The following is a 12,081-nucleotide window of genomic DNA, read 5'->3' on the forward strand; positions in this document are numbered from 1 at the left end:
GTCTGGTCTTAACCTTCAGCTGACCCGAGCCTTGCGTACGCCTTCGGAAAGGGCTGCGCACAGGCTCAGGACGCCATCCACCGCTTGCTCGGAAGACTCGGCGTTGGCGATGTGGTCGATCAGTGCCGAGCCCACGACCACGCCGTCTGCCAGACGGGCGATGGCGGCGGCCTGCTCCGGGGTACGGATGCCGAAACCGATGCTGATGGGCAGGTCGGTGTGGCGACGCAGGCGGGTCACGGCCTCTTCCACATGTTCCAGGGTGGCGGCGCCGGCACCGGTCACCCCGGCTACCGAAACGTAGTAGACAAAGCCGGAACTGCCGTCGAGCACCTTGGGCAGGCGCGCGTCGTCGGTGGTTGGGGTGGTCAGGCGGATGAAGTCGATGCCGGCGGCCTGGGCCGGGTCGCACAGCTCGCTGTTATGTTCCGGCGGCATGTCCACCACGATCAGGCCATCCACACCAGATGCCTTGGCGTCGGCAATGAAGCGCGCCACGCCGTAATGGTGAATCGGGTTGTAGTAGCCCATCAGCACCAGCGGGGTTTCATTGTTGCCTTCGCGGAACTCGCGGACCATCTGCAGGGTTTTCGCCAGGTTTTGCTTGGCCCCCAGGGCCCGGATGTTGGCCAGCTGGATCGCCGGGCCGTCGGCCATCGGATCGGTGAAGGGCATGCCCAGTTCGATCACGTCGGCACCCGCTGCGGGCAGGCCCTTGAGGATCGCCAGGGAAGTGTCGTAGCTCGGGTCGCCGGCAGTGACGAAGGTCACCAGGGCGGCGCGGTTCTGTTCCTTGAGCTTGGCAAAGCGGGTGTGCAGGCGGCTCATCAGTGTTTCTCCTGCTGGGACTGTTGCATGTGGTGCATGACGGTTTGCATGTCTTTGTCGCCGCGGCCCGAGAGGTTGACCACCATCAGGTGATCCTTGGGCAGGGTCGGCGCGCGCTTGAAGACTTCGGCCAGGGCGTGGGCGCTTTCCAGGGCCGGGATGATGCCTTCCAGGCGGCAGCACTGGTGGAACGCGGCCAGGGCTTCGTCGTCGGTCACCGAGGTGTATTCGACGCGGCCGATGTCGTGCAACCAGGCGTGTTCCGGGCCGATGCCGGGGTAGTCGAGGCCGGCGGAAATCGAGTGGGCGTCGATGATCTGGCCATCGTCGTCCTGCAGCAGGAAGGTGCGGTTGCCGTGCAGCACGCCCGGTACGCCGCCGTTCAGGCTGGCGGCGTGCTTGCCGGTCTCGATGCCGTAGCCGGCAGCTTCAACGCCAATGATCTGCACGCTTTTGTCGTCGAGGAACGGGTGGAACAGGCCCATGGCGTTGGAGCCGCCGCCGATGCACGCCACCAGGCTGTCCGGCAGGCGGCCTTCCTGGGCTTGCATCTGCTCGCGGGTTTCCTTGCCGATCACAGCCTGGAAGTCGCGGACCATGGCCGGGTACGGGTGCGGGCCGGCCACGGTGCCGATCAGGTAGAAGGTGCTGTCGACGTTGGTTACCCAGTCACGCAGGGCTTCGTTCATCGCGTCTTTCAGGGTGCCGGTGCCGGCGACGACCGGGATCACTTCGGCGCCCAGCAGCTTCATGCGGAACACGTTGGCCTGTTGGCGTTCGATGTCGGTGGTGCCCATGTAGATCACGCAATCCAGGCCAAAACGCGCGGCCACGGTGGCGGTGGCCACGCCGTGCATGCCGGCGCCGGTCTCGGCGATGATGCGTTTCTTGCCCATGCGCCGGGCCAGGAGGATCTGGCCGATGCAGTTGTTGATCTTGTGCGCGCCGGTGTGGTTCAGCTCTTCGCGCTTGAGGTAGATCTTGGCGCCGCCGCAGTGTTCGGTCAGGCGTTCGGCGAAGTACAGCGGGCTGGGACGGCCGACGTAGTCGCGCTGGAAGTAGGCCAGCTCCTTGAGAAACTCGGGATCTTCCTTGGCCTTTTCGTATTCACGGGCCAGGTCGAGGATCAGCGGCATCAGGGTTTCTGCCACATAACGGCCGCCGAACGCGCCAAACAGGCCGTTGTCGTCAGGACCATTACGCAATTGGGACTGGGTCATTGGAGCGCTCCCGGGGAAGTGTGTGGAATGACAGATTCGTGGAAGGACAATGGAGCCCACTCTACCCCTGACACTGGAGCCTGAAAACCGATAAGATCGCCGCAACCTGTCAGGAAAACTCACCTATCCCATGAGCCGCGACCTGCCCCCCCTGAACGCCCTGCGGGCCTTCGAAGCCACTGCCCGGCTCAACAGCGTCAGCCAGGCTGCCGAACAACTGCACGTGACTCACGGTGCGGTCAGCCGGCAGTTGAAGGTGCTGGAAGAACACCTGGGCCTGAGTCTTTTCGTCAAGGATGGCCGTGGCATTAAACTCACAGATGCCGGGGTTCGCCTGCGCGATGCCAGCAGCGAGGCCTTCGAGCGTCTGCGGGACGTCTGTGGCGAACTGACCCGGGGCAGTGCCGATGCGCCCTTCGTGCTCGGCTGCTCCGGCAGCCTGCTGGCGCGTTGGCTGATTCCGCGCCTGGGGCGCCTGAATGCCGATTTGCCGGACCTGCGCCTGCACCTTTCCGCTGGTGAAGGCGATCTGGACCCCCGGCGCCCGGGGCTGGATGCCTTGCTGGTGTTTGCCGAGCCCCCCTGGCCGGCGGACATGCAGGTCTATGAGCTGGCCTGCGAGCGAATCGGGCCGGTGCTCAGCCCGCGCTATGCCGGTTACTCGCACTTGCGCGAAGCGCCAGCGGCGGCCCTGGCGGCGGAGTCGCTGCTGCACACCACCTCGCGTCCCCAGGCCTGGCCCAGTTGGGCACGGCACAACGGCATCAGCGCCGAGGCGCTGAAGTACGGGCAGGGTTTCGAGCATTTGTATTACTTGCTGGAAGCGGCCGTGGCCGGGCTGGGCGTGGCAATCGCTCCAGAGCCGCTGGTGGCCGAGGACTTGCTGGCGGGCAGGCTGGTTGCCCCGTGGGGGTTTTCCGACACCCCGGGGCAACTGGCGCTGTGGTTACCCAAGCGCGCCGCCGATGGGCGCGCCCGGCAATTGGCGCAGTGGTTGAAAAACGAACTACGCCAGGCGCTTTAGTTACCGCGCTTGCACAGCAGGTAGGCGGCCAGCAGGCCGATGGCGCCTACCGCCACGCCGGCGGTCGCCCACGGGTGTTCCTGGGCGTATTCGCGAGTGGCGATCCCGGTTTCGCGGGTTTTCACTTTGACTTCTTCGTAGGCATCGCTGATCAGGCTGCGGGAATGCTTGAGCGCATTCTCGGCGTTGCTCTTGAGGGCCTTGAGGGTTTTGCGCGATTCGTCAGTCGCATCGTCCTTGAGGCTTTCCAGGGATTTGAGCAGGCTTTCGATCTCGGCTTCCATACTTTCCAGTGAGGCTTTGCGTAACGAGGTGTTGGCCATGTCGGCTCTCCTGCAGGGTAGTGAACGGACTCTGTAGGTTCCGACTGCGGCCTGTTCAGAAAGTGCAGAAAATCTGAACTAGCCGTGAGCAATGGCGCCCCAAGTAATAAGAAAAATCACTGCTAGGCTGTATTTCACAGCAAAAAAGGAGAGCGCCATGACCGATCATCACACCTATAAGAAAGTCGAACTGGTGGGTTCGTCGCCGAACAGCATCGAAGAGGCAATCAACAACGCGCTGGCCGAGGCGCACAAGAGCATCAAGCACCTGGAGTGGTTCGAAGTGACCGAAACCCGGGGTCATATCAAGGACGGTAAAGCGGCGCATTTCCAGGTCACCCTCAAGGTAGGCTTCCGGATTGCCAATAGTTGAAAGCTTGGGCTAGGCTCTGGAACTTGTGCGCTGGCCGAGTGCCATAGGAAGTGGCAAAGCGCTACAACTGTCTTGAGCCTCTGTCAGGCTGGCTGCAACGCCGCCTCTTTTGATCCGACCAGGGAATGTGACCGATGAAAAAACTAGTATTAGCTGCTGCTTTGTTGAGTCTTGCGGGAACTGCCCTTGCCGCCGGCAAGCCGTGCGAAGAGCTGAAAAGCGAGATCGCCGCGAAGATCGATGCCAAAGGCGCCACCCACTATTCGCTGGAAGTGGTCGACAAAGGCGCGGCGGCTGACGGCAAAGTGGTTGGCTCCTGCGAAGCCGGCACCAAGGAGATTGTCTACAAGCGCGGTTGAGCCTTTGTAGAAGCCCATTGAAAAGCCGACGCATCAGCGTCGGCTTTTTTGTGCCCGAAAGCAGCCTTAGCCCTGCATCACCTGGGCCAGCAACTCATAGGAGTGCAGGCGATCGGCGTGTTCGTACAGGTCGCAGGTAAAGATCAGCTCGTCGGCGCCGGTCTGCTCGATCAGCACCTCCAGCTTGGCGCGGATCTTCGCCGGGCTGCCGATCATCGCCAACCCCAGGAAACTCGACACCGCCTCCTTCTCATGGGGCAGCCACAGGCCGTCCATGCTGTTGACCGGCTTGCGCTGGACCAGGCTCTGGCCGCGCATCAGGGCGAGAATCCGCTGGTACACCGAGGTGGCCAGGTAATCCGCGTGTTCATCAGTATCCGCGGCTACCAGAGGCACGCCCAGCATCACGTAAGGTTTGTCGAGCACCGCGGAAGGCTTGAAGTGATTGCGATAGACGCGAATCGCCTCATGCATGTAGCGCGGTGCGAAATGCGAGGCGAAGGCGTAAGGCAAACCCCGCTCTCCGGCCAGTTGCGCACTGAACAGGCTGGAGCCCAGCAGCCACACCGGTACGTTGGTGCCGGTGCCCGGTACTGCGATCACCCGTTGCTCCGGAGTACGTGGGCCGAGGTAGGCCATCAGTTCCGCCACGTCCTCGGGGAAATCGTCGGCGCTGCCGGAGCGTTCCCGGCGCAAGGCGCGAGCGGTCATCTGGTCGGAACCCGGGGCGCGGCCCAGGCCCAGGTCAATGCGTCCCGGGTACAGGCTTTCCAGGGTGCCGAACTGTTCGGCGATCACCAGCGGTGCGTGGTTGGGCAGCATGACCCCGCCGGAGCCGACGCGAATGCTCGATGTCCCACCGGCCAGATAACCCAGCAACACCGAAGTGGCGGAACTGGCGATGCCATCCATGTTGTGGTGTTCGGCGACCCAGAAGCGGGTGTAGCCGAACTTTTCCACGTGCTGGGCCAGGTCCAGGGAATTGCGCAGGGATTGCGCCGGGCTGCCGTCTTCACGCACGGGCACCAGGTCGAGGGTCGAGAATTTAACAGCGGACAGCGGTTTCATAGGCCTGCTTCTCCATAGGGGTGCAGGCCTTTGTCATGAGCCAAAACCTGCCGAAATTTGTAAGTCAGACTCATGCAATGTGGGCATATACCCGAGTTTCAATAGTCAGAGTGAATTTGTCGGGTAAATAGACGTCGCGCACACCGGCTGAACTTTGCCGCCGGATCTATCCTCAGAACCCTTAGGCAACAGAAACAAGCGCGGTGCGACCCTTCGCACCCGGTTCTTGAGGAGAAAGAGATGAGTATCAAAAAGAAGGCTTCGGCTCATTGGGAAGGTGATCTGAAAACCGGCATCGGCTCGATCTCGACCGAAACCGGGGTGTTGCGTGAGGCGCCCTATGGCTTCAAGGCACGTTTTGAAGGTGGCAAGGGCACCAATCCGGAAGAGTTGATCGGTGCGGCCCATGCGGGCTGCTTCTCCATGGCGTTTTCGATGATTCTCGGTGATGCCGGGCTCAAGGCTGACAGCATCGATACCCAGGCGGAAGTGACCCTGGATCAGGTGGACGGCGGCTTCGCCATCACGGCGGTGCACCTGATCCTCAAGGCGAAGATCCCCGGCGCCAGCCAGCAGCAGTTCACGGAGCTGAGCAACAAGGCCAAGGAAGGGTGTCCGGTGTCCAAGGTGCTCAATGCCAAGATCAGCCTGGAAGCGACGCTGTTGGGTTGATCGTTGCGTCGGCAAGCCAGCTCCTGCTTCGGTTGGCAGGAGCCGGCATGCCGGTGAATGCGTCTGTGCGGCGGACAAGAACCTGTGGTCGAATACGCGACTGCGGCTTCAGCGCATGCTCGTGCGCGCCGTAGCAAGGGAGCTTGAGATCATGAAACGTTTTGCCTTGGCGGTTGTTTGCTGTGCGCTGGCCACATCGGCCTTCGCCGCCCCCAAGCCCTGCGAGGAACTCAAGGCCGAGATCGAAGCCAAGATCCAGGCCCAGGGCGTTGCCTCCTACACGCTGGAAATCGTCACCAACGACGAGGTCCACGACAACAACATGGTGGTCGGCAGCTGTGAGAACGGCACGAAGAAGATCATCTATCAGAAGAACGATCGCTGAGCCGGCTCACGGCACGCAGTTGATCAGGCGCTCCTCGGCGACGATCTCGCGCTTGGCGTTGTACAGCCGGGCGCTGGGAGTGAAGGCCAGGTTGCGCGCCTCCAGGCGATAGCGCTGGCCGGCTTCAAAATGGTCGTAGCGCAGGCTCAGGTAGCACAGTCGCTCCTGGGGATCGGTGGTCATGCCCATGCCGCCGCCGAACACCTCGAAGTCGAAACGCACCATCAGCTCGTGGCTGCCGGGGCTGACCTGGAAGAAACGCCCGTCCCGCAGGCGCTGGTTGTCCAGGCGCTCGGCCATGACCAGCTTGCCCCCCGGCGTCGGCGTGGCCAGGTCGATCCAGGCCTGTTGCGGATCGACACTGGGCAGGGGCGTGCTGCAGGCACTGAGGGTGGCAAGGGCGAGGATCAACAGAAGTGGGCGCATGACGGAGGCCGAGTAAGCGAAAGGCCCTCAGCATAGCGCCGATCAATTGCGCTGGCAGCCCGCCGCCAGCAGGGTGTGCTGCTCATCAGCCAGCAGGTGGCGGTCCTGGGGGCGGCGTGAGGTCGATCCAGGCTTGCGCCGGGGCCGGTTCGGGCAGTCTGGCGCCGCCGGCGAAAGACAAGAGTGCGGCCGTCGGCAGCAACACGCACGTGGCGAAACTCCAGGTTGGCGAGATAGTCTTGCGGGCAGACTCTCTGTGGATGATTCCAATTGAATAGGCCGCGTTCAAGCCATGGGTTACTTGATCCTCTTTTGCGCTTTTTGTTTGCGGCCCTGACGCTTTTGCTGCTCAACGGTTGCAGCAGCGTTGCGTACTACAGCCAGTTGGCCAGCGGCCAGATGCACCTGTTGCGGGCTCGCACGCCGGTGGCCCAGGTGGTCGCCGACCCCACCCGCGACCCGACCCTGCGGGCCCATCTGGCCCAGTCGCAACGGGCCCGTACCTTTGCCAGCCAGCATCTGCACCTGCCGGATAACAACAGCTACCGCCTGTACGTCGACATCGGCCGGCCCTATGTGGTGTGGAACGTGTTCGCTACCCCGGAGTTTTCCCTGAGCCCGCAGACCCATTGCTTCCCCATTGCCGGTTGCGTGGCCTACCGCGGCTACTACAGCCAGGGCGCCGCCCGGGGCGAGGCGGCGTTGCAGCGGCAAAAAGGCATGGACGTGGCGATCGGCGGGGTGGAGGCCTATTCGACCCTGGGCTGGTTCGATGACCCGATCATCAGTTCGATGATGCATTGGGGCGATGAGCGTCTGGCGACCCTGATCTTCCATGAGCTGGCGCACCAGCGCTTCTATGTGAAGGACGACACCGAGTTCAATGAGTCCTTCGCCACTTTCGTCGAGCAGGAAGGCACCCGCCAGTGGCGGGCCTATCGTGGGTTGCCGCCCCAGGACAACGCTGATGTCCGTCAACGGGATCAGTTCATCCAGCTGTTGCTGGATGCTCGCAAACGCCTGGAGCAGCTGTATGCCCAACCCTTGTCCGCCGAGCAGATGCGCCAGCGCAAGGCCCAGGAGTTCGAGGTGCTGCGCCGGGATTATCGGCAGCTGCGGGACCGCGAGTGGGCCGGTTCCAAGCGCTATGACGCCTGGATCAACGCACCGTTGAACAACGCCCGGCTGCTGCCCTTCGGTCTGTACGACCAATGGGTGCCGGCGTTTGCCGCGCTGTTCAAGGAGGTCGATGGCGACTGGCCGGCGTTCTTCCTTGCAGTGGAGAAACTGGGGCGCCTGCCGGCCGAGCAGCGCAAGGCTGATTTGCTCAGGCTGCAGAGCGCCTTATCCGCCAAGCCGGCTCCCACCCCTGACCTGTAGGCGCCGGCTTGCCGGCGAACAGCGGTTCTAACGCCGCAAAAACGCCTGATGCAACTCGGCCAGCGTCTCAAAGTGATAGGCCGGAGCTTCGGCACTCAGCTCCTCACGGCTGCCGAATCCATACCCCACCGCTGCCGCATCCAGGCCATTGCGCTTGGCGCCGATCAGGTCGTGCTTGCGATCGCCGATCATCAGGGTGCTGGCCGGGTCCAGCTGTTCCTGCTCCAGCAAATGGGCGATCAGCTCCACTTTGTCGGTGCGGGTACCGTCCAGTTCGCTGCCGTAAATCACCTTGAAGTGCCGGGCGAAGTCGAAATGGCGGGCGATTTCCCGGGCGAACACCCAGGGCTTGGAGGTGGCGATGTACAGCTGGCGCCCTTGCCCGCCGAGGGTTTCCAGCAGCGGCGCGACCCCGTCGAAGACCCGGTTCTCATACAGGCCGGTGACCTTGAAGCGTTCGCGATAGAAGTTCACCGCCTCCCAGGCCCGGGCTTCGTCGAAACCGTAGAACTGCATGAAGGCCTGCAACAGCGGCGGGCCGATGAAGTGCTCCAGCCGGGTCAGGTCCGGCTCGTCGATCCCCAGCTTGCCCAGGGCGAACTGGATCGAGCGGGTAATGCCTTCGCGGGGATCGGTCAGGGTGCCGTCGAGGTCGAACAGGACGGTTTGGTAATGCATGGCAGTTCCTCGGCAGTCAGTAGCAGATCAGGGACGGTCGTAGCCTTCGGCCAGGTGCAGGTCCTTGAGCTTCACGTAGTTGGCGGCGCTGTAGGTGAAGAAGGCGCGCTCCTTGTCGGTCAGCGGGCGCGCCTGCTTCACCGGGCTGCCGACGTAGAGAAAGCCGCTTTCCAGGTGCTTGCCCGGTGGCACCAGGCTGCCGGCGCCGACGATCACGTCGTCTTCCACCACCGCGCCGTCCATGACGATGCTGCCCATGCCGATCAGCACCCGGCTGCCGATGCGGCAACCGTGGAGCATGACCTTGTGGGCGATGGTCACGTCGTCGCCGATCAGCAGCGGGAAGCCGTCGGGGTTGAAGGGGCCGGCGTGGGTGATGTGCAGCACGCTGGCATCCTGCACGCTGGTGCGCGCGCCGATGCGGATGCGGTGCATGTCGCCGCGTATCACCGTCAGGGGCCAGACCGAGCTGTCGGCGCCGATCTCGACGTCGCCGATGACCACTGCCGAGTGGTCGACAAAGGCCCGTTCGCCCAGGCTCGGGGTGTGGTTCTGATAGCTGCGAATGGCCAAGTGCGAATGCCTCTCTGAGATTTATTAATGGGGGCTATAGCTGCGGTGGCTGCTCATTGTAATTAAGATGGTGCTACGTTTCCCTGCATGTTTCTTCCAGCCAAGGTGCCCACCGTGAGTGTGAACAACCCTCTTCTGCAGCCCTACGACCTGCCGCCGTTCTCGGCGATCCGCGCCGAGCATGTGCAACCGGCCATCGAACAGATCCTGGCTGACAACCGCGCCGCTATCGCTGAAATCCTCAAGACCCAAGCCACCCAGCCCACCTGGGCCGGTCTGGTATTGGCCATGGACGAGCTCAATGACCGCCTGAGCGCGGCCTGGAGCCCGGTCAGCCACCTCAACGCGGTGTGCAACAGCGCCGAACTGCGTGAAGCCTACGAGGCCTGTCTGCCGGCCTTGAGCGCCTACTCCACGGAAATGGGCCAGAACCGCGAGCTGTTCCAGGCCTTCGACGCCCTGGCCAAGAGCCCCGAAGCCGCCGGTTTCGACGTGGCGCAGAAAACCATCCTCGAACACTCCCTGCGGGACTTCCGGCTGTCGGGTATCGACTTGCCGCCCGAGCAGCAACAGCGCTACGCAGAGGTACAAAGCCGGCTCTCGGAGCTGGCCAGCCGTTTCTCCAACCAGTTGCTGGACGCCACCCAGGCCTGGACCAAGCACATCACCGACGAAGCGGCCCTGGCCGGCCTGACCGACTCGGCCAAGGCGCAGATGGCCGCCGCGGCCCAGGCCAAAGGCCTGGACGGCTGGCTGATCACCCTGGAATTCCCCAGCTACTACGCGGTGATGACCTACGCCCAGGACCGTGCCCTGCGTGAAGAGGTTTATGCCGCCTACTGCACCCGGGCGTCGGACCAAGGCCCTAACGCCGGTCAGAACGACAACGGCCCGGTGATGGAAGAGATCCTCGACCTGCGTCAGGAACTGGCCAAGCTCCTGGGCTTTGCCAGCTTTTCCGAGCTGAGCCTGGCCACCAAGATGGCCGAGTCCAGCGATCAGGTACTGAGCTTCCTGCGGGACCTGGCCAAGCGCAGCAAACCCTTTGCCGCTCAGGACCTGGAACAGCTGCGGGCCTATGCCGCCGAACAGGGTTGCCCCGACCTGCAAAGCTGGGACAGCGGTTTCTATGGCGAGAAGCTGCGCGAGCAGCGTTACAGCGTGTCCCAGGAAGCCCTGCGCGCCTACTTCCCCATCGACAAGGTACTTGGCGGCCTGTTCGCCATTGTCCAGCGCCTGTACGGCATCGAGATTGCCGAGCAGCAGGGCTTCGACAGCTGGCACCCGGACGTGCGCCTGTTCGAAATCAAGGAAAACGGTCAGCACGTTGGCCGTTTCTTCTTCGACCTCTACGCCCGCTCCAACAAGCGTGGCGGTGCCTGGATGGACGGTGCCCGCGACCGTCGCCGCACCGTTGACGGTGTGTTGCAGAGCCCGGTGGCCAACCTGGTGTGCAACTTCACCCCGGCCGACAGCGGCAAGCCTGCACTCCTGACCCACGACGAAGTCACCACCCTGTTCCACGAGTTCGGCCATGGCCTGCACCACCTGCTGACCCGGGTCGAGCATGCCGGAGTCTCCGGGATCAATGGCGTGGCCTGGGACGCGGTGGAGCTGCCGAGCCAGTTCATGGAGAACTGGTGCTGGGAGCCGGAAGGCCTGGCGCTGATCTCCGGTCACTATGAAACCGGCGAGCCGCTGCCCCAGGACCTGCTGCAGAAGATGCTCGCGGCGAAGAACTTCCAGTCCGGGCTGATGATGGTGCGCCAGCTGGAATTCTCGCTGTTCGACTTCGAACTGCATGCCACCCACGGCGATGGCCGCAGCGTGCTGCAAGTGCTGGAAACCGTGCGTGACGAGGTCTCGGTGATGCGTCCGCCGGCCTACAACCGCTTCCCCAACAGCTTCGCCCACATCTTTGCCGGCGGTTATGCCGCGGGTTACTACAGCTACAAGTGGGCGGAAGTGCTGTCGGCCGATGCCTTCTCCAAGTTCGAGGAAGACGGCGTGCTCAACCCGGCCACCGGGCGGGCGTTCCGCGAGGCGATCCTGGCCCGTGGCGGCTCCCAGGAGCCGATGGTGCTGTTTGTCGATTTCCGCGGACGGGCGCCGTCGATTGACGCACTCTTGCGCCACAGCGGCCTCAGCGAGGACGCGGCAGCATGAGTGACGCACCCGTGAAGACCAAGAAACGCTTTATCGCCGGGGCGGTATGCCCGGCGTGCAGTGAGCAGGACAAGCTGATGATGTGGAGTGAGGACGACGTACCCCATCGCGAGTGCGTGGCCTGTGGCTACTCCGACACCCTCAACGAGCAGGGCCTGTCGGTGCCCAAGGAACTCGGGACCCGGGTCAACAGCGCGACGCCCAAGGTGGCCGACACCAAGGTGCAATCGGTGCAGTTCTTCCCCAATCCCAAGTTGAAGAAAAAAACCGACTGACCACGCCAGACAAAGCCGGCTCCCTGGTAGGAGCCGGCTTGCCGGCAAAGCGATTCGCCCCCCTTCCTTCGCCCCGTGGGCTTTGGCGAGCCAGCTCGCTCCTACGCGGCCCCCTGACCCCCCACCGTTTCGAACCAGCTTTTCACCGAACAGGTGGCGAACACACAGGTGCTGCAGCCGCCATTGGCCAGCAAAGCCCCGTGAGCCAACTGTCATGGAAACCTGAAGCTGATACGTAATTTTCCGCCGCTTCTGATCTTTTTTTCGCCTGAAACGGTTCATCCAAATGCTTAGCCTGCTACCATTTGTAACCAAATTTTGCTGATGTACT

Annotated in this window: 15 protein-coding genes; 8 read left to right on the forward strand and 7 right to left on the reverse strand. The window is 63.1% G+C overall.

What is annotated here, in order from left to right; genetic code table 11:
• Positions 1 to 15: 15 nt before the first annotated feature.
• The gene (trpA, locus tag PQT43_RS26215; RefSeq protein WP_253084150.1) at positions 16 to 828 is read right to left on the reverse strand and encodes a tryptophan synthase subunit alpha; all 813 of its coding nucleotides are present in this window, start codon (positions 826 to 828) and stop codon (positions 16 to 18) included.
• Entirely contained in the window at positions 828 to 2,048 is a 1,221-nt protein-coding gene (gene trpB, locus PQT43_RS26220) for a tryptophan synthase subunit beta (protein ID WP_102862457.1), read from the reverse strand. The genes trpA and trpB overlap by 1 nt, the downstream gene beginning before the upstream one ends.
• 130 nt (positions 2,049 to 2,178) lie before the next feature.
• Here trpB and PQT43_RS26225 point away from each other — a divergent pair, with 130 nt between their 5' ends.
• The gene (locus tag PQT43_RS26225; RefSeq protein WP_253084151.1) at positions 2,179 to 3,072 is read left to right on the forward strand and encodes a LysR family transcriptional regulator; all 894 of its coding nucleotides are present in this window, start codon (positions 2,179 to 2,181) and stop codon (positions 3,070 to 3,072) included.
• Here PQT43_RS26225 and PQT43_RS26230 read toward each other — a convergent pair.
• Positions 3,069 to 3,395 (reverse strand): DUF883 family protein, encoded by a 327-nt coding sequence (locus tag PQT43_RS26230; RefSeq protein WP_102881426.1) that lies wholly within the window; start codon positions 3,393 to 3,395, stop codon positions 3,069 to 3,071. The two genes, PQT43_RS26225 and PQT43_RS26230, sit on opposite strands and share 4 nt — an antisense overlap.
• Positions 3,396 to 3,552: 157 nt before the next feature.
• Between PQT43_RS26230 and PQT43_RS26235 the strand changes: the two genes are divergently transcribed.
• Together PQT43_RS26235 and PQT43_RS26240 are read left to right on the forward strand one after the other, a co-directional pair.
• Positions 3,553 to 3,768, forward strand: coding sequence for a dodecin (locus tag PQT43_RS26235; protein WP_016965134.1), 216 nt, complete (start codon positions 3,553 to 3,555; stop codon positions 3,766 to 3,768).
• Positions 3,769 to 3,902: 134 nt separating this feature from the next.
• Positions 3,903 to 4,127, forward strand: a complete 225-nt coding sequence (locus PQT43_RS26240; RefSeq protein WP_102862460.1) for a DUF1161 domain-containing protein — start codon at positions 3,903 to 3,905, stop codon at positions 4,125 to 4,127.
• A 66-nt stretch (positions 4,128 to 4,193) separates the two neighbouring features.
• Here PQT43_RS26240 and PQT43_RS26245 read toward each other — a convergent pair whose 3' ends face one another.
• The gene (locus tag PQT43_RS26245) at positions 4,194 to 5,195 is read right to left on the reverse strand and encodes an LLM class flavin-dependent oxidoreductase (protein WP_110594134.1); all 1,002 of its coding nucleotides are present in this window, start codon (positions 5,193 to 5,195) and stop codon (positions 4,194 to 4,196) included.
• Between the two features lie 240 nt (positions 5,196 to 5,435).
• Here PQT43_RS26245 and PQT43_RS26250 point away from each other — a divergent pair, with 240 nt between their 5' ends.
• Entirely contained in the window at positions 5,436 to 5,867 is a 432-nt protein-coding gene (locus tag PQT43_RS26250) for an OsmC family protein (RefSeq protein ID WP_102862462.1), read from the forward strand.
• A 151-nt stretch (positions 5,868 to 6,018) separates the two neighbouring features.
• Positions 6,019 to 6,252, forward strand: coding sequence for a DUF1161 domain-containing protein (locus tag PQT43_RS26255; RefSeq protein ID WP_102862463.1), 234 nt, complete (start codon positions 6,019 to 6,021; stop codon positions 6,250 to 6,252).
• A gap of 6 nt (positions 6,253 to 6,258) precedes the next feature.
• On the opposite strand, the gene PQT43_RS26260 is transcribed toward PQT43_RS26255, so the two are convergent.
• On the reverse strand, positions 6,259 to 6,678 hold the full coding sequence (locus PQT43_RS26260; protein ID WP_102862464.1) for a PA0061/PA0062 family lipoprotein: 420 nt from the start codon (positions 6,676 to 6,678) through the stop codon (positions 6,259 to 6,261).
• A gap of 270 nt (positions 6,679 to 6,948) precedes the next feature.
• Between PQT43_RS26260 and PQT43_RS26265 the strand changes: the two genes are divergently transcribed.
• Positions 6,949 to 8,058 carry an aminopeptidase gene (locus tag PQT43_RS26265; RefSeq protein ID WP_253084153.1) on the forward strand — a complete coding sequence of 370 codons (1,110 nt, stop codon included), beginning with the start codon at positions 6,949 to 6,951 and terminating at the stop codon, positions 8,056 to 8,058.
• 27 nt (positions 8,059 to 8,085) lie between these two features.
• Here PQT43_RS26265 and PQT43_RS26270 read toward each other — a convergent pair whose 3' ends face one another.
• Together PQT43_RS26270 and PQT43_RS26275 are read right to left on the reverse strand one after the other, a co-directional pair.
• The gene (locus PQT43_RS26270; protein ID WP_102862466.1) at positions 8,086 to 8,736 is read right to left on the reverse strand and encodes an HAD family hydrolase; all 651 of its coding nucleotides are present in this window, start codon (positions 8,734 to 8,736) and stop codon (positions 8,086 to 8,088) included.
• Positions 8,737 to 8,763: 27 nt separating this feature from the next.
• Positions 8,764 to 9,309, reverse strand: coding sequence for a gamma carbonic anhydrase family protein (locus PQT43_RS26275; RefSeq protein ID WP_123390219.1), 546 nt, complete (start codon positions 9,307 to 9,309; stop codon positions 8,764 to 8,766).
• An 87-nt stretch (positions 9,310 to 9,396) separates the two neighbouring features.
• Between PQT43_RS26275 and prlC the strand changes: the two genes are divergently transcribed.
• Together prlC and PQT43_RS26285 are read left to right on the forward strand one after the other, a co-directional pair.
• Complete coding sequence (prlC, locus tag PQT43_RS26280; RefSeq protein WP_170001361.1) at positions 9,397 to 11,475, forward strand: oligopeptidase A; 2,079 nt, start codon at positions 9,397 to 9,399, stop codon at positions 11,473 to 11,475.
• Positions 11,472 to 11,750 (forward strand): YheV family putative zinc ribbon protein, encoded by a 279-nt coding sequence (locus PQT43_RS26285; protein ID WP_047290196.1) that lies wholly within the window; start codon positions 11,472 to 11,474, stop codon positions 11,748 to 11,750. The genes prlC and PQT43_RS26285 overlap by 4 nt, the downstream gene beginning before the upstream one ends.
• The last annotated feature ends 331 nt before the right edge of the window (positions 11,751 to 12,081 follow it).

The organism is Pseudomonas sp. BLCC-B112, from assembly GCF_028550695.1.
Classification (GTDB): Bacteria; Pseudomonadota; Gammaproteobacteria; order Pseudomonadales; family Pseudomonadaceae; genus Aquipseudomonas; species Aquipseudomonas danubii.

What these genes read in the sequence shown, in the direction of transcription:
- trpA (WP_253084150.1), bottom strand. Translation starts at nt 828, where the DNA reads ATGAGCCGCCTGCACACCCGCTTTGCCAAGCTCAAGGAACAGAACCGC.
- trpB (WP_102862457.1), bottom strand. Translation starts at nt 2,048, where the DNA reads ATGACCCAGTCCCAATTGCGTAATGGTCCTGACGACAACGGCCTGTTT.
- PQT43_RS26225 (WP_253084151.1), top strand. Translation starts at nt 2,179, where the DNA reads ATGAGCCGCGACCTGCCCCCCCTGAACGCCCTGCGGGCCTTCGAAGCC.
- PQT43_RS26230 (WP_102881426.1), bottom strand. Translation starts at nt 3,395, where the DNA reads ATGGCCAACACCTCGTTACGCAAAGCCTCACTGGAAAGTATGGAAGCC.
- PQT43_RS26235 (WP_016965134.1), top strand. Translation starts at nt 3,553, where the DNA reads ATGACCGATCATCACACCTATAAGAAAGTCGAACTGGTGGGTTCGTCG.
- PQT43_RS26240 (WP_102862460.1), top strand. Translation starts at nt 3,903, where the DNA reads ATGAAAAAACTAGTATTAGCTGCTGCTTTGTTGAGTCTTGCGGGAACT.
- PQT43_RS26245 (WP_110594134.1), bottom strand. Translation starts at nt 5,195, where the DNA reads ATGAAACCGCTGTCCGCTGTTAAATTCTCGACCCTCGACCTGGTGCCC.
- PQT43_RS26250 (WP_102862462.1), top strand. Translation starts at nt 5,436, where the DNA reads ATGAGTATCAAAAAGAAGGCTTCGGCTCATTGGGAAGGTGATCTGAAA.
- PQT43_RS26255 (WP_102862463.1), top strand. Translation starts at nt 6,019, where the DNA reads ATGAAACGTTTTGCCTTGGCGGTTGTTTGCTGTGCGCTGGCCACATCG.
- PQT43_RS26260 (WP_102862464.1), bottom strand. Translation starts at nt 6,678, where the DNA reads ATGCGCCCACTTCTGTTGATCCTCGCCCTTGCCACCCTCAGTGCCTGC.
- PQT43_RS26270 (WP_102862466.1), bottom strand. Translation starts at nt 8,736, where the DNA reads ATGCATTACCAAACCGTCCTGTTCGACCTCGACGGCACCCTGACCGAT.
- prlC (WP_170001361.1), top strand. Translation starts at nt 9,397, where the DNA reads ATGTTTCTTCCAGCCAAGGTGCCCACCGTGAGTGTGAACAACCCTCTT.
- PQT43_RS26285 (WP_047290196.1), top strand. Translation starts at nt 11,472, where the DNA reads ATGAGTGACGCACCCGTGAAGACCAAGAAACGCTTTATCGCCGGGGCG.